This window comes from Lachnoanaerobaculum umeaense (genome assembly GCF_003589745.1).
Taxonomy (GTDB): Bacteria; Bacillota; Clostridia; order Lachnospirales; family Lachnospiraceae; genus Lachnoanaerobaculum; species Lachnoanaerobaculum umeaense.
This window is the reverse complement of sequence record NZ_CP032364.1, coordinates 1,031,894-1,047,514: the sequence shown is the minus strand read 5'-3', so window position 1 is coordinate 1,047,514 and position 15,621 is coordinate 1,031,894. Positions and strand designations below refer to the sequence as shown.

The window sequence follows — 15,621 nt, the reverse complement described above, 5'->3', positions numbered from 1 at the left end:
TTATACCTCGTACTGAGCTTTCCATAATTTTGTGTAGTAACCATTTTTATCAAGAAGTTCCCCATGCTTTCCTTTTTCAAGTAAACTGCCTTTTTGAAATACGAGAATTTGGTCAGCTTTTTGAATTGTCTTTAAATGATGAGCCACTACAAGTACAGTCCTATCCTTTGCAAGTTCTGTAATAGCATCTTGTATCAAAGATTCATTTACAGGATCAACATTACTTGTCATTTCATCAAGAATTAAAATCGGTGCGTCTTTCAGAAAGGCTCTTGCAATAGATATTCTTTGTCTTTGTCCACCTGAAAGAAGCCCGCCGTTTTCGCCAATATCCGTTTCATAACCTTTTGGTAAACTCATAATGAAATCATGTATCCTTGCTTTCTTTGCAGCTTCAATGATTTCTTCTTTTGTAGCTCCTTTTTTACCTACTCTGATATTTTCTTCAATCGTGTTATCAAACAGTTGAACATTCTGCATGACAATGCTGATACGATCCAAAAGTTCATCATAAGGAATATCCCTTATATCAACTCCTCCAAGTGTAATTTTCCCTTTATGCACATCATAAAATCTTAGAAGCAAGTTGGTTATAGTAGTCTTTCCACTACCTGATTCTCCAACTAAGGCTGTCACCCGTTTTTCAGCAATAGAAAAGCTCAATTTTTCCATTTTAAATTCATCTTTTTCATAAGAAAAATCTATGTTTTCAAAAGCTATATCATTATCTTTCGGAACAGTTCCATTCACTTTATCCGGGATTACATCTGCATATAAAATTCTTGAAAGTCTCTCATAGCTGTCTACCGCCGAAACATAATACATATAGTGTTGTTCCATAGAAGCGAACGGCTTATAAAACTCTTTTGAAATTACCGCAAAGATAATAAAATTAAGTACATCAAGATTTCCCTTTACAACAAATATTGTTCCTGCAATTAAAAGAATTAAATATCCAATATCCAGTAAAAACCCAAATATAGATAATTGTTTTGCCTTAAATCTTGAAGCTGATTTACTTGTTTCTCCAAACTTCTTTGTTTTATTCATAAGCTCATTATCCAAGCTCTTATTCTCCCCAAAACTCTTTAATACAGGTATTCCTCTCACATATTCAACAAATAAGCTAACCATATCAAGAAGGCTTAAGTTGTTCTGATTTTCTATTTTTTCGGATTGCTTAATTGTCAGATATAGAAAGATAAGTGCAATCGGAACAGATAAAGCCATAAAAATAGAAAGTTTGAAATCAATACTTGCAAGACCAACAAATACGACTGCACCTATCAAAAAATCACCAAACATTCTCGACCACATATGTCCTACAACAAGGGACATATTATCAACATCTTTGTGTAAAATTGTATTGATCTCTCCCAGTCTTTCATTGGTATAAAATCCCAAACTAAATTTCTTTAATTTGATAATCATGCGTTCTCTGATTTGCTGAACAATATCAAAACCTGCACTATGCTTTTTCATATCTGCGACCATATTACAAATACCTTTGAAGACTACAAGTAATCCAATCGCAATAAAATATTTATATAGGCTTGCTAAGCTCGTTCCATCAAAGATTTGGAACAGTATAGAAAATACGATGACAATCATGGCTATGGAGCTTAGTCCATAAAGGGCAAAGAAGACACTTGATATAATCAAATCTCTCTTGCCGGTTTTTGTAAGTAGTTTTAACATTTCTCTAAACATTTTCTGTTACCACCTCCGTACACTCGCAATCCACTTCGTTTCTTGCTCGTGAAAGACTATCGTTGATACACTCGCAATCCACTCCATTCCTTGCTCGTGAAAGACTATCGTTGATACACTCGCAATCCACTCCGTTCCTTGCTCGTGAAAGACTATCGTTGATACACTCGCAATCCACTCCGTTCCTTGCTCGTGAAAGACTATCGTTGATACACTCGCAATCCACTCCGTTCCTTGCTCGTGAAAGACTTTCGTTGATACACTCGCAATCCACTCCGTTCCTTGCTCGTGAAAGACTTTCGTTGATACACTCGCAATCCACTCCGTTCCTTGCTCGTGAAAGACTTTCGTCTTTCAAATTCCATCTATCAACTTTGTTCTGTGCATCAACCATATCCTTATAAAAATCACATCTTTTCATCAACTCTTCATGGCTTCCTGCATCAAGAACAACACCCTTATCCATAACTATAATTTGGTCTGAACCTCTAATCGTATTTAGATGATGAGCAATTGTAATGATGGTTTTATCCTTACTTAAATCATCAATCGCTTCACCGATTAGTCTTTCATTTTCACTATCAACAGCTGCCATTGCCTCATCTAATATTAAAATCGGTGCATTTTTCAGTATCATTCTTGCAATAGAGATTCTTTGTTTTTCTCCACCGGATAACTTAACTCCCATTTCACCTACTCGTGTTTCATATCCATTTGGCAATGCTGAAATAAAGTCATGACATCTCGCTTTTTTGGCAGCTTCTATGACTTCTTCTTTTGTCGCATTAAGTTTCCCGATGGCAATATTGTCAAAAATACTTAAACCGAAAAGGATGACTTCTTGCCCGACACTACCAATCAACATTGAGATATTTTCTTGACTATATTCTTTTATGTCTTTTCCATTTATTAGTATTTGTCCTTCGTCTGCATCCCAAAATCCCATAAGCAAATTGGATACTGTACTTTTCCCACAACCGCTTGCCCCTACAAAGGCATTCAAACTATTTTTCTTAAAAGTCAAATTGATATTTTTAAGCTCAAATCCATCTTTTCCGTATGCAAAATTCACATTTTTAAATTCTATGTTTCCAAATTCTAAACCTTGTTCTATCTTTTTGTTTGGAAGTGGAACTGTTAAAACTTTTCCAATCGCCTTTAATGCCTCCTTAAACACAATAGAAAAATGTTGTAGAGTGGCTGTCTTGCTTATAGATGCTGTAAACGCAGATGATAGAATAATTGCGAGTATAAATTTAGGTGTTGTTATTTCTCCATAATAAAGAAATATACTTCCCAAAATCATGACAATAACTACTCCAATTTCCATAAATATGTCAATGAGTCCCATTGGAATTGTAATTGCTCCCATGCTCTTTTTAACCCAGTAAATATACTCTCTTGCCGTTTTTAATGTTCTTTCGCTAATCTCCTCTTCTTTAGCAAAAGCCTTAATCACAGAGATATTTTTTACATATTCCATCAATTCTTCTCTCATCTTGTTTTCATGGTTAAAGTAAATAGCAAAGTTCTTATCCATTGTTTTCTGTGAAAGAACTTTTACCAAATACATGAGTGGAACTCCGGCGATCATTCCAAGAGCAAGACGCCAGTCTACAAAAATCATAGCTATGAAAATAATGGTAGGCAGAAGCGTAACTACCATTATTTCAGGAAGACCATGAGCAAGGTATACTTCCACTTGCTCCACATCATGCTGAACAATGTTCGTAAGCTCCCCTGTATTATGTTCTTTGAAGAATCCCAAACTTAGTTTTTTTAGATGCCCGATAATATCTATCCTAAGTTCTGTCAATTTTTCGTATGCTTTCTCATGGGCAACCTTTGTTGCAAAATAGTAAAACACGCCTTTTAATACAAACGATATAAAGATTCCCAAGAATATATACTTTAAATTACCTTCGTTAATATTGTTTGTGATTAAAGAACTAATCAAATATACAAGTAAGATTTGTGGTATCAAATCAAATACTATTTTTAAAGCAAGAAGTGAACCCGCTAAACCATTTTTCCCAATCACTTTTTTTCTTAATTCTTTTTCCGGCATGAACAACTCTCCTTTCAAAATTGAATAATATTGAATTATAATTCAGTATTAAGGTTTAAAGTAAGACTTTGCTGATTACGCAAAGTCTATTTTTTAGTGCTGATTACAGTGATTCCACTCCCTTGTAATAACACCTTGCAATAAGTTTTAGCATATCTTTTGCCCACTTTTCACTTTGGTAGTGCCTTGCTATTTCAAGAAGCCCCTCTGTAAAGTTACTGGCTAAAATATGGGCAAGCATTGGATCATATTCCTGTTTTGATTGTCTTTTTAAACTTACTTCAATATGAACCTGCATTTGTGATATGAGTTTTTGTTTTGCTTCTGTATGCATTGTACCTGAACTTTTATCCATTAAAATAATTAACTTCTTACGCTCTTTTAAAAGTTCATGAATATAATTTTCTCCAACTTCATCAAACCTTTCAGAAGCAGAACCTTTTTCCAAAGATTCTTCCTCATTAAAAGCTGACTCGAAGTTTATATAAACAGAACTTACTACTGCATCAAACAAAACTTCTTTATTTTTGAAATAGGTATAAATGAGTGCTACAGGAATATCTGCTTCTTTTGCAATTTCTGTTAATTTGGCACCTCTATAATCCCTTTTATAAAATACTTTTTCTGCTGCTTCGAGTATTCTATTTCTAACTTCTTCTTTTAATACTTGTGCCATTGCACACCTCTTTCTATCCCAATACTGAATTTATATTTAATAATAAATTAAAATTCAATATTTGTCAAGTTACATGTGGAAATTATGGCGTTCTTATGGTATAATTTAATAACAAATTCAAAAATTCTACCGGTGTTATCTACAAAGAGGACATAGTCGATATGAAAAAAGAGAGTGAACATTCTTCCTCAAAATCCACAATGGAAGAACTTTACAAGATAGGCAAAAACTATGGAATCTATATGGGTAAAGGATGGAGAGATAATCTTTATCTTCTCTTTTTTCTCCTTGATTATACAAATAAAAAAATCTGATGTAGCCCTAAAGCTCACACCAACCATAAGACTATTTATTATCGTCATTCACATTTAATACAGAACCTATTTCTTCATAGATTGATATAGTATCTAAGAAATCAACATCTTTAGCATAAGGGTTATTCTGTGTATTTTTTCCATAGTTCTTTTAGTATTTCACTTTCTCTGAACAACTCTACTATTTCCTTATACTGTAATGCTGTTTCAAGAGAACATCTGTGTTTGCTCGTTCTTTCTATTGCGTTTCTTAATATGTCTTTATCAATTTTATCTTTATAAATGCTGTATATCATATACAAATCATAGAAATCCCTTGCTCTTGTTGTGGTAATATTTCTGCTTGAAATGGTTTCAAATTTTTCAGCAAGTATAGTTTCTATGGTATAAGTCATAATCGGTATTGTACCTTCTTCTAAGATTTTTGAATAGGAATAATTCATTTCTCTTGGAGTAATAACATCTCCTGTCGTTATATCTATATTTAAGGTTGCATTTATTTTCCCAAAAATGCAGGATATGCTTGCACAAAAATCTTCATACACATCTTCCTGTCTTATTGGCAATAATTTAATCAGATTATATTCAATATCTACATCAATTTTAATCGCCAATATTTCATTTAAGATTTTTGTTATAGACTCTTCATTTAGTGGAATTCCTCTAATCGTAGTATCCATATCCATTGTACTGCGCATATCAACACCGATGAGAGAGGATATAAGAAGTCCTCCTTTTAATATAAAATTCTCACTATATTTTGATTTGGAGAGTTTTTCAAGTATTCCTTCAAATAAGCACATCTGAAGCAGAGAGTTAGGATTAACTCCTGTTTTCTTAGATATGTTCCTAATCGCTCCTTTTATCTGTTCCGATGTTTTCATAACAGCACCTCCGTATATCGTTTTAAAGCTTGCTCCATATTCATCTTAACAGCATATTTCGACAGTTTTAATAAATTTTTCTCCTTACTTGCAAAGTAAGATTTTATTGACTCGCTAAATACTTGTGCATCTATTCTGTCCTTATCTTTGATAATATCAAGCATAGTTCTTTCTTTGTCATACACTGATATTTCTCTGCCAAAAGGACCGGTTATAGTTATTTTCCCAATATCGTAATAATCTATTTTTACATACTTAAAAATAATATTATCTCTTGCCGCCTTAACTCTGCTGACATTATCTCCTGCCTTTACAGTCATCACATAAACAAGAGGCATTCTTGTTGATAATCCTTGTAAATACGCCGCTGTTTCGTGTGAAAAAATACCTTTGGGTATTCTATATGCGAAATAAAGATACTCATCGATATTCTCACCCGGAAGTGCATAGAGTCCATTTGCTATTTTTTCAAGTTCTTCTTTTATGGTTAATTCTTTTAGTATATCTTTATGAATACCAAAATTTAGGGCTTCTTTGGTAGTTATAATCCCATTATTTTCTTTTATTTTTTTTAACAGGAGTTCCCTTTTACTCATTTTTATCACCGCCTTTTTGTTCTTAAATTATAGTTTTTATAAGAACAAAAGTCAATATTCGAACAAAAGAAGAGCTGGTCATATAACAAGACAATCAGAGTTTTTTCCCTATACAAATACATCTTAGATTCACTTAATTATCGACATATATCAAATGGCCCTACAGAAGGGTTTAATAATAAGATAAAGGTACTTAAATGAATATATTATGGTGTACGTAACTTTACATATTTTAGGAATATAAAGTTATAATTATTTATGTACAAATAGTATTAAATAAAAATGTACAAATGTTATTATAGATGAGCTAAATAGGAGGAGCTCATATGATTATAAAATCAGATAACATTACTGACTTGAAGATAGATTCACTAAAAAGTCTATATAAACTAAGACCACTACTAGAGGGAGGTATGTTGAAAATAAATAAAAGTCAAATCGGTAGGGAACTGGGGGTAGATAGGCGTACTGTTGATAAATATATAAAGGGATTTAGTAAGTCTAAATCTAAGGATCAGGATAATTGCATTACACCATACTATGAAATAATAAATGAACTACTAGAGCCGTCTGATTCTCGTATTTTTTATTATAAATCTATTTTATGGCAGTACCTTGTAGATAACTATTCCTACACAGGCAACTATGTGAATTTTTGTGCTTATATTAAAAAATATAGTGAATTTGAGGATTACTTTAAACGAAGGAGATCATCAAATGTAAATCAAGTTACATTAAGATATGAAACCGATATAGGACAGCAAGCACAACTAGACTGGAAGGAATCCATTAAATTTGTGCTTACAAATGGGGAAACTATAGTTGTTAATGTTTTTGTACTCTTACTTTCATACTCAAGATTTCGAGTATATAGACTATCAATGAGCCAGGATGTGCTATTTAACTTTCTAGATGATGCTTTTGAAGTATTTGGTGGTGTACCAAAAGAGATACTAACGGATAACATGAGTACTGTTATGAGCGAGGCAAGGACGGAAAATTCTGCCGGCAAAGTAAATACTAAATTTAAACAGTTTGCAGATGATTATGGATTTATAGTTAAGCCATGTATTGCAGGAAGGCCTAGGACAAAAGCAAAGGTAGAGGCACCTATGAAAATTCTTGATGAAATACGAGCATATAGTGTAACATTAGACTACGATGGTTTACACAAACTTGTAGTTAAAAATAAATAATAGAGTAAATACTAATGTAATAAAGGATACAGGTATTATTCCGGTAATGTATTTTAATAAAGAAAAAGCTTCCTTACTGCCACTACCAATGAAATCAATAAGAAAGCCCTATCAAATAGCCACAAAGCCATTGAAAGTTAATTCATCAAGTATGATTAACTATGGTGGCAATCAGTATTCTGTACCAATGGATTATATTGGAAAATCCCTCATAGCACAGGAGTATGATTGCTACATACACGCTTATTATAACACAACCCTTGTAACTGTACATCAAATTTCTAATAATAAACTAAGCTATCATTTTCTGATGGTCTATTAAAGTTGTGCAATTATGAACTTGATAATAAAGTGGAAGTAGCGTCAAAATCAATGATTAAGGCAGCGGCATTTCCATTTATAAAAACAATAGAGGACTACGATTTTGACTTTCAACCAAAGCTAAATAAGCAAGAGATATTAGAGTTAACATCATTGAAGTTCATAGAAGAATTAAAAAACATAGTGTTTTTAGATAGCAGTGGTGTGAGAAAAACACACCTCGCTACATCATTAGGAATAGTGGCTGCAAAAAAGAGGTATAGTACATATTTTATTAAGTGCCACGATTTACTACAACAACTAAAGCGGGCAAAAGTAGAAAATAGATTAGATAGTAGGTTGAAATATCTTAATAGATACAAACTGCTTATTATTGATGAACTGGGGTATTTACCCATAGATAAAGAGGATTCTAATCTATTCTTTCAATTAATTGATATGAGATACGAAAAGAAGAGCACTATATTAACTACAAATATAAACTTTTCTAATTGAGATAGCGTATTTTATGATGCTGTGGTAGCTAATGCCATACTGGATAGAGTCCTTCACCATTCACATGTAATTAGTATTAATGGTCGCTCATACAGGGTAAAGGACTATATCACTAAGTCAGAATAATTGTACATTTTTATATAAGATTTTTTGTACATAAGTACTTGACACTTTATAGTATGTTGCTGTTTCTATCATGTATATAATCCATATTATTCCTCATAAGATCAAATCGACAAAATAGTTATAACAAATCAGAGTTGCTATTTCTCTCTATTCCCCCAAATGTATTTATGTGGAGCACACCACCCGCATATACAATCTAACAGATCTGCAATCCACTCTTTAGACAAGCCATCCTCTAAACTATTGTAATACTTAAAAAGCAGGTTGTATGTATACTCTTGTTCGATACCTAAATCCTTTATTTTACTCAAAATATCATATCCCTGCTCGTGACAGGCATAATAATTCTCCTCTGTAATATTAGTAGAAAGTTGCTTTATTTGATTAAATAATTTATCAGATAAACTCATTATTTTCACCTTAAAAATCTAGTTGTCTAACTACTTTTTTAACTAATCCAAAATAGATAAATACATATCTATTCTTTGATTCAAATTTAGTTGCGTCTTTTTGTATAAGTGCTGTAAATGAACCTAATACCACCAAGAACGATAATATTCCTAAAATCATTCCACTAACACTGATTATGAATTTTAGAAAAGAAATTAGTATTGATAGAAGTAATATTATTAGAAATAAAATTATCTTTAATATCCACCTCATATAATACATCCCCTTTCTCTTAAATCATTTTAAAGTGCCTTAACGCATCCATGATGGCTTCTTCTTTCTCAGGTGTACACTGTGGAATAACTTGTTTCTCTTTTTTCGATTTATTATAATTCTCCCTCAGTACAATTCCACACTTCTTTTTAATCTGTGCAATATAGAGTGTCGAAACCTTTAAATCAAATTTTTCTAATATATATTCCTTAATTTGTGCATAAGACGCTTTACTTTCAGCACTTGTCAAATCAAGTTCATCCAGCTCTACTTCAACACTTATATGCTTATCGACATCAAGTTTGGACAATAATGCTACCCCCTCCACATGACCCGTATGGCAAAAGCAGTCAAATAACTTTCCCTTCTCAAACCCATATCTTTGCTTTTTAAAGCTTTCCAGATCTCTTGCAAGTGTCTCCGGATTGCAGGAGATATATACCACCTTCCTTGGCTTCAGCCTACCTACTGCTGCTATAAACTCTTCTGTAGAGCCGGTTCTTGGCGGATCAAGGATTACCACATCTATTTTTTCTTTGGCTGCTGCCAAATCATTTATAAATGCTGTTGCATCTGCATTATAGAATTTCACATTCTTTATATTATTTATCTTAGCATTTGTGATGGCATCTTTATGGGCATCTTTATTTAGTTCTACGGATATAACTTCTTTAACAGATTTTGAGGCAATCAGTCCTATTGTTCCTATTCCGGAGTAAGCATCCAATAGCACTTCATCATCTTTTAAGTCTGCATACTCTATTGCTTGAGAATAAAGCTTTTCTGTCTGCTCTCTATTTACCTGATAGAATGACTTTGGTGAAATCTTAAAATTAAGGCCACATAGCTCATCTATGATATAACCCTTACCATACATCACTATTTCCCTGTCGCCAAGTACTATACTTGTGTTTTTATTATTTATATTTTGCACTATGGTAGTTATTTCCGGATGTTCTCCTCTAAGTACCTTGATAAAAGCATTCTTATTTGGAAAGATTACATTTGAGGTCACCAAAACAACCATAATCTGACCGCTTTTCTTGCCTACACGAATTAGAACATGGCGCAAGAATCCAAAACCACTGTCTTCATCATATGCCTTGATTTTAAATGATACACACATTTTCTTGATGGTCTGTATAATACTGCTTGCTTTCTCATCTTCAATAAGACAGTTTTTTGTATCAACCACTCTATGGGAGTTCTTCTGATAAGTACCGGCAATAATTTTCTTATTTTCAAAGCCAAAAACTGCACTTACCTTATTCCTATAATGATAGGGATTGCTCATTGAGACAATCCCATCAAATTTACCATATTTTTTTATCAAAGAATTTGCAATATCAAGTTTCTCCTTGACATGCTTATTATATGAACTGTTTATATAATCACATCCGCCACATTTTTTGGCAACTGCACATTTTTGCTCCTTAGAAACTTTTATATTTCTTTTGTTAATTCTTTCAGCCATAATTTCTCTTCTTCACTAAGTCCATAGGATATAGCCTCATAGACCTGTTTTTGATATTTATTATAAAGCTCTATATCTCTCTTTGTCATTACTTCCACTAAGAGCGGCTCATTGTCGATAGGTGCCATGGTAAGACTTTCAAATCCAAGGAAGCCATCCTGTTTTTCTACTACGGTCATCAAAATTTCCATTCTTATACCATGTTTACCACTTATATATACTCCCGGCTCGTCACTCATTATCATACCGGGCTCAAACTCAAGATTTCTATATAAATCTTTGTTAATCTTATTCCTTATAGATGTAGGTGCCTCATGTACTGTATTTACGAATCCTACTCCATGACCTGTACCATGGTTGTAGTCAAGTCCATACTCCCAAAGTGCCTCTCTTGCCTTTATATCAAGGCAGGCACCTATAGCTCCTCTCTTAAATGTAGTGTTTAAAAGTCGCAGCATTCCAATAGTTACTAAAGTATAGTGGAGTCTCTCTTCATAGGTGTTTTCTCCAAGAGAAATAGTCCTTGTAACATCAGTAGTACCATCCATATATGTAGCACCTGAGTCAAAAAGATATAGACCCTTTGCTTCAAGTTCTTTTGCTGTATCATACTCTGCTTCATAATGTACTATTGCACCATTTTCTGCATACCCTGATATGGTAGGGAAGCTTAAGTCAAGAAATAGTTCATCACCTCTTCTTAAATCGTCAAGATAATCTGAAGCTGTCTTTTCTGTAAGCTTAGCACCATTTTTAATCTGCTGCTTTAACCAATACATATACTTAGCCATATAAACACCATCTCTGATATGAGATTTTTTCATATTTGAAACTTCTATATCGTTTTTGATGTTTTTTAAATATGTTACCGGACTAAGTACATTATAAAGCTTGTTTGCATTATCTTTTTTACTTATGGAAATAAATGTCTTATAGCTGACATCCGCCTCATCAAACATTATTTGCCTACTCTTAATAGCTGCAACACTTTTATCAAAATCATCATAAGGCTTTATCCCTATACCGTTATTACTCAGATATTCTCTAACATCATCACTTAGAGACTCTTCTTGAATAAATAATATTGCCTTATCCATTTCAAGTATAAAATAAGACAGAAATAAAGGATTACACTGTATATCAAAAGCTCTCAAGTTTGTCAGCCAAGCAATATCTGACAATGATGATACTATTAATAAATCCTTACCATTCATTCTCTCTCTTACTTCACTTATCTTTTTACTTGCTGACTTTCCGGCATATTTGTCTTCTAAAATAAATACCTTTGTATGCGGCCTTTTAGGTCTATCAGTCCATACCTCATTAGTAATTTCTTTTCCAATTGCCAGTTTCACACCTTTTTTTACAACCTTGTTTGCAATAACCTTTCCTTCTGAAAAACTTAGGAGTGATCCGTTAAATCCAAGTACCTCATCCTTTTTCATCTTTTCTTCCAAAAGCTCATCCAGACTTGGTACTCCGAGCTCTCCCATTTTCATAAGTGTAATACCGGAATCTTTAAGCTCACTCTCTGCCTGCAAAAAATATCTTCCATCAGTCCAAAGATAGGCCTCTTCCATCATTACCAAAAGTGTACCTGCACTACCTGTAAAACCGCTAAGAAACCTCCTACATTTATCATATTCTGTAGGATATTCACTTTGATGTGCATCAGAAGAAGGGGATATCCATGCGTCTATCCCCTCTCTTTGCATTACTCTTCTTAAATCAACAATCGTCTGTTTCATAATAATGCTCCTTTTGTAAAAGCTCTGTAAAAGCTAAGTTTATCCGGTAAGTATCATACCAACCTATAACCTTATTTACAGAGCTATTACCTATATTTATTAAGTATATATAAAGCCAAATTTTTCTAATGCATTAAAAACTCCATCATCAGCTATATCATCAGTGACAAAGTCTGCATATTGTTTTAGTTCCTCTATTGAATTACCCATGGCTATGCCAAATCCGGACTCATATAAGATTTCTTTATCATTCATAGAATCTCCAAAGGCAACAGTATCCTTAATATCAATACTAAAGTATTTGCATAATAACTTTAAGCCTTCAGCCTTGCTTGCAACTTTTTCTATAACATCAGCACCAAACATACCGGCAAAAAGAGGAAGCTTCAAAGTAGGAAACCTTTCTTCTATATCTTTAACCCATTCCTTTGGACCTACATAGGTCAATGTTCTTATCGGAAGATTAAATAATTCCTCAGGAGGACAGAAATTTCTAAAGTGTTGTCCCCATCTTTTAAAATCATATGCATCTATTATATGTGGATTAAAAAAATAATCTTTGTCTTCCAATGTCAAACCAATAGAACATTCTTTTCCTTCCACATACTTTGCTAAGCCTCTTAGAACTTCTTTGTCAAAGAAATGTTCGAATATCTTTTCTTCTCCTACTTTTACCAAAGTTCCGTTTAATCCAATCACTGCATCAGGATTTACTATATCTACAAATTGCTTACTATCAGTATTCTCAGGATTTCTACCTGTGGCAAGGACTATGATATGCCCCTGTTCTCTTAAGCTTTCTATAGCTAAGAGAGCAGAAGGTGTAATCTTATAATCCTTGTGGTCAAGCAATGTCATATCAATATCAAAACTAAAAATTTTTTTATTTTGCATTATCCAACCTTAATTTACTTAAATGCCAAATATCTTTTACATATTCTTCAATGGTTCTGTCTGATGAGAACTTACCCACATTTGCTGTCTGTGTAAGTGCCATCTTCGCCCATCTCTTCTTATCTCTATAAGCTTTATCTACATCTTCATGTGCCTGTGCATAGCTTCTAAAGTCCTTTAAGATAAAGTATGTATCTGCTCTATCATGTCCATGGCTCTTTAATAGTGAATCATAAATCTCTCTAAATTCCTCTGTGTTTTCAGGAGAATAGAATCCGTTTACAAGCTGCATAAGTACTGTCCTGATTTCACTGTCATTGTTGAAGATAGATACAGGATCATAGTTGTGATTCTTCTCAAAAGCTATTACCTCATCAGAAGAAAGTCCGAAAATAAATGCATTCTCTTTTCCAACTTCCTCTACTATCTCTACATTTGCACCATCCATAGTACCTATAGTAGGTGCACCATTTAACATAAACTTCATATTTCCTGTACCTGAAGCCTCTTTACTTGCAGTAGATATCTGCTCACTTACATCTGCTGCCGCAAAGATAATTTCTGCACTTGAAACCTTATAATCCTCTATGAAAACTACTTTTATCTTACCATCAATGCTCTTGTCATTGTTGATAACATCTGCCACAGAGTTGATAAGCTTTATGGTCTGCTTTGCTCTTCTATATCCGGCTGCTGCCTTAGCTCCAAATATAAAGGTTCTTGGATACATATCAAAGTTCTCATCATTTTTAAGCTTATTGTAAAGATACATTACATGTAAAATGTTCAAAAGCTGACGCTTGTACTCATGTAATCTCTTTACCTGTACATCAAAGATAGAATTAGGATCTATATCTATTCCATTGTGCTCCTTAATGTACTTTACAAGCCTTAATTTATTTTGATACTTTATCTCCATGAACTCAGCCAGAGCTGTCTCATCATCCAAATAATCCTTAAGACCTGCCAAAAGCGGTAAATCAGTAATAAACTTATCTGTTCCAAGCTTCTTAGTAATCCAATCGGTTAAGAGAGGATTTGCATGAACAAGGAATCTTCTTTGAGTAATACCGTTTGTCTTGTTGTTGAACTTATCAGGCATCATCTCATAGAAATCTTTCAACTCCTGATTTTTTAAAATCTCGGTATGAAGTCTTGCAACACCGTTTACGGAAAATCCTGCTACAATAGCCATATAAGCCATTCTTACCTGGCCGTTGTAAAGTATTGCCATGTTCTTTTCTTTTTCTGCAAAATTATGTGGGTATCTTGCTCTTATCTGCTCAACAAATCTTCTGTTTATCTCATCTACGATTTGATAAACTCTTGGAAGAAGTGATTTAAACAGATCGATAGGCCACTTCTCAAGTGCCTCCGCCATTATAGTATGATTGGTATATGCCATACACTCTGTAGTTATCTTCCAGGCATCATCCCAGCTTAACCCTTCCTCATCTAAGAGGAGTCTCATAAGCTCAGGTATTGCTACTGTAGGATGAGTATCGTTTAACTGGAATACCACCTTCTTCGGTAAATCATGTATATCGCTGTGATTTTCTTTAAACTTGTCAAGCGCTCTTTGAAGGCTGGCTGAAATAAAGAAATACTGCTGCTTTAATCTAAGTTCTTTACCTGCATAGTGATTATCGTTTGGATAAAGTACCTCTACCAATGTCTTTGCAAGATTCTCCTGCTCAAGAGCCTTTTGATAATCTCCCTTGTCAAACTGCTCAAGACTGAAGTTTGTAATAGCCTCGGCATCCCAGATACGAAGTGTGTTTACCATTCCGTTCTCATATCCGAGTACAGGCATATCATAAGGAATTGCTCTTACAGAACCATAGTTTTCATGTATAAACTTTTCTTTACCATTTAAATTTTCTACTCTGACATTTCCGCCAAATTTAACTATATATGAGTATTCACTTCTCTTTATCTCAAATGGATATCCGTTCTTGATCCAGTTATCCGGAACTTCCTTTTGATATCCATTATCTATTTTTTGTTTGAACATACCATAGCGATATCTTATACCACATCCATATGCAGGATAATTTAGAGTTGCAAGTGAATCAAGGAAACATGCTGCAAGCCTACCAAGACCACCGTTTCCAAGGGCCGGATCGCTCTCCTGATCCTCTATATCTGTAAGATCAAATCCAAGCTCCTCCATAACCTCTGCTACTTCTTTTCTTGCACCAAGGTTTATGATATTGTTGCCAAGTGCTCTACCTATCAAAAACTCCATTGATAAATAATATAAGATCTTTGCATCCTGAGCATCATATGCCTTATGTGTTGCAATCCACTCATCTATGATGGTGTCTTTGATGGCATAGGAAAGAGCATAAAAAACCTGCTCTTTACTAGCCTCATCTATAGTCTTTCTGTATAATACCTTTACATTATCTTCTATAGCTTTTTTTAATTCCTTAGCGTTCATCATTGTAAGTACA

Annotated in this window: 12 protein-coding genes and 3 pseudogenes; 5 read left to right on the top strand and 10 right to left on the bottom strand. The window is 33.6% G+C overall.

The genetic code is table 11. The annotated features are described in order from the left end of the window. The 3 genes and pseudogenes from D4A81_RS04775 to D4A81_RS04765 all read right to left on the bottom strand — a co-directional run bounded on the left by D4A81_RS04775 (position 1) and on the right by D4A81_RS04765 (position 4,454). A complete protein-coding gene (locus tag D4A81_RS04775) occupies positions 1-1,710 on the bottom strand; it encodes an ABC transporter ATP-binding protein (protein ID WP_111525402.1) in 1,710 nt (569 codons plus the stop codon). A gap of 349 nt (positions 1,711-2,059) precedes the next feature. Further along, positions 2,060-3,778: pseudogene (locus D4A81_RS04770) on the bottom strand (ABC transporter ATP-binding protein); the annotation flags it as partial. Between the two features lie 103 nt (positions 3,779-3,881). Next, on the bottom strand, positions 3,882-4,454 hold the full coding sequence (locus D4A81_RS04765; RefSeq protein WP_111525401.1) for a TetR/AcrR family transcriptional regulator: 573 nt from the start codon (positions 4,452-4,454) through the stop codon (positions 3,882-3,884). Positions 4,455-4,615: 161 nt separating this feature from the next. Here D4A81_RS04765 and D4A81_RS13405 point away from each other — a divergent pair, with 161 nt between their 5' ends. After that, the gene (locus D4A81_RS13405; RefSeq protein WP_242977716.1) at positions 4,616-4,768 is read left to right on the top strand and encodes a hypothetical protein; all 153 of its coding nucleotides are present in this window, start codon (positions 4,616-4,618) and stop codon (positions 4,766-4,768) included. Positions 4,769-4,890: 122 nt separating this feature from the next. On the opposite strand, the gene D4A81_RS04755 is transcribed toward D4A81_RS13405, so the two are convergent. Then, positions 4,891-5,652, bottom strand: a complete 762-nt coding sequence (locus D4A81_RS04755; protein ID WP_242977712.1) for a nucleotidyl transferase AbiEii/AbiGii toxin family protein — start codon at positions 5,650-5,652, stop codon at positions 4,891-4,893. Further along, positions 5,649-6,248, bottom strand: a complete 600-nt coding sequence (locus D4A81_RS04750; RefSeq protein ID WP_111525400.1) for a type IV toxin-antitoxin system AbiEi family antitoxin domain-containing protein — start codon at positions 6,246-6,248, stop codon at positions 5,649-5,651. The genes D4A81_RS04755 and D4A81_RS04750 overlap by 4 nt, the downstream gene beginning before the upstream one ends. Positions 6,249-6,362: 114 nt before the next feature. Between D4A81_RS04750 and D4A81_RS13785 the strand changes: the two are divergent. The 4 genes and pseudogenes from D4A81_RS13785 to istB form a co-directional block, all read left to right on the top strand. Then, positions 6,363-6,446: pseudogene (locus D4A81_RS13785) on the top strand (transposase); the annotation flags it as partial. A 128-nt stretch (positions 6,447-6,574) separates the two neighbouring features. Further along, positions 6,575-7,444, top strand: a complete 870-nt coding sequence (gene istA, locus D4A81_RS04740) for an IS21 family transposase (protein WP_111525399.1) — start codon at positions 6,575-6,577, stop codon at positions 7,442-7,444. Between the two features lie 46 nt (positions 7,445-7,490). After that, positions 7,491-7,766: a Mu transposase domain-containing protein gene (locus D4A81_RS13875; RefSeq protein WP_111525398.1), complete on the top strand. Its 276-nt coding sequence runs from the start codon at positions 7,491-7,493 to the stop codon at positions 7,764-7,766. Between the two features lie 29 nt (positions 7,767-7,795). After that, a pseudogene (istB, locus tag D4A81_RS04735) lies at positions 7,796-8,386 on the top strand (IS21-like element helper ATPase IstB). 137 nt (positions 8,387-8,523) lie between these two features. Here the strand turns inward: istB and D4A81_RS04730 are convergent. From D4A81_RS04730 to D4A81_RS04705, 5 genes are all read right to left on the bottom strand, one after another. After that, complete coding sequence (locus tag D4A81_RS04730) at positions 8,524-8,796, bottom strand: hypothetical protein (protein ID WP_111525397.1); 273 nt, start codon at positions 8,794-8,796, stop codon at positions 8,524-8,526. A 272-nt stretch (positions 8,797-9,068) separates the two neighbouring features. Then, positions 9,069-10,523: a 23S rRNA (uracil(1939)-C(5))-methyltransferase RlmD gene (gene rlmD / locus D4A81_RS04720; RefSeq protein ID WP_111525395.1), complete on the bottom strand. Its 1,455-nt coding sequence runs from the start codon at positions 10,521-10,523 to the stop codon at positions 9,069-9,071. Beyond that, positions 10,493-12,271 (bottom strand): aminopeptidase P family protein, encoded by a 1,779-nt coding sequence (locus D4A81_RS04715; protein ID WP_111525394.1) that lies wholly within the window; start codon positions 12,269-12,271, stop codon positions 10,493-10,495. The genes rlmD and D4A81_RS04715 overlap by 31 nt, the downstream gene beginning before the upstream one ends. A 99-nt stretch (positions 12,272-12,370) precedes the next feature. Beyond that, a complete protein-coding gene (locus D4A81_RS04710) occupies positions 12,371-13,165 on the bottom strand; it encodes an HAD family hydrolase (RefSeq protein ID WP_111525393.1) in 795 nt (264 codons plus the stop codon). Beyond that, on the bottom strand, positions 13,155-15,611 hold the full coding sequence (locus tag D4A81_RS04705) for a glycogen/starch/alpha-glucan phosphorylase (protein ID WP_111525392.1): 2,457 nt from the start codon (positions 15,609-15,611) through the stop codon (positions 13,155-13,157). The genes D4A81_RS04710 and D4A81_RS04705 overlap by 11 nt, the downstream gene beginning before the upstream one ends. Between the last annotated feature and the right edge of the window lie 10 nt (positions 15,612-15,621).

Coding starts and splice junctions, on each gene's coding strand:
- rlmD (WP_111525395.1), bottom strand. CDS start 10,523: ATGGCTGAAAGAATTAACAAAAGAAATATAAAAGTTTCTAAGGAGCAA.
- D4A81_RS04705 (WP_111525392.1), bottom strand. CDS start 15,611: ATGATGAACGCTAAGGAATTAAAAAAAGCTATAGAAGATAATGTAAAG.
- D4A81_RS04715 (WP_111525394.1), bottom strand. CDS start 12,271: ATGAAACAGACGATTGTTGATTTAAGAAGAGTAATGCAAAGAGAGGGG.
- D4A81_RS04775 (WP_111525402.1), bottom strand. CDS start 1,710: ATGTTTAGAGAAATGTTAAAACTACTTACAAAAACCGGCAAGAGAGAT.
- D4A81_RS04755 (WP_242977712.1), bottom strand. CDS start 5,652: ATGAAAACATCGGAACAGATAAAAGGAGCGATTAGGAACATATCTAAG.
- istA (WP_111525399.1), top strand. CDS start 6,575: ATGATTATAAAATCAGATAACATTACTGACTTGAAGATAGATTCACTA.
- D4A81_RS13405 (WP_242977716.1), top strand. CDS start 4,616: ATGAAAAAAGAGAGTGAACATTCTTCCTCAAAATCCACAATGGAAGAA.
- D4A81_RS04750 (WP_111525400.1), bottom strand. CDS start 6,248: ATGAGTAAAAGGGAACTCCTGTTAAAAAAAATAAAAGAAAATAATGGG.
- D4A81_RS04765 (WP_111525401.1), bottom strand. CDS start 4,454: ATGGCACAAGTATTAAAAGAAGAAGTTAGAAATAGAATACTCGAAGCA.
- D4A81_RS04730 (WP_111525397.1), bottom strand. CDS start 8,796: ATGAGTTTATCTGATAAATTATTTAATCAAATAAAGCAACTTTCTACT.
- D4A81_RS04710 (WP_111525393.1), bottom strand. CDS start 13,165: ATGCAAAATAAAAAAATTTTTAGTTTTGATATTGATATGACATTGCTT.
- D4A81_RS13875 (WP_111525398.1), top strand. CDS start 7,491: ATGTATTTTAATAAAGAAAAAGCTTCCTTACTGCCACTACCAATGAAA.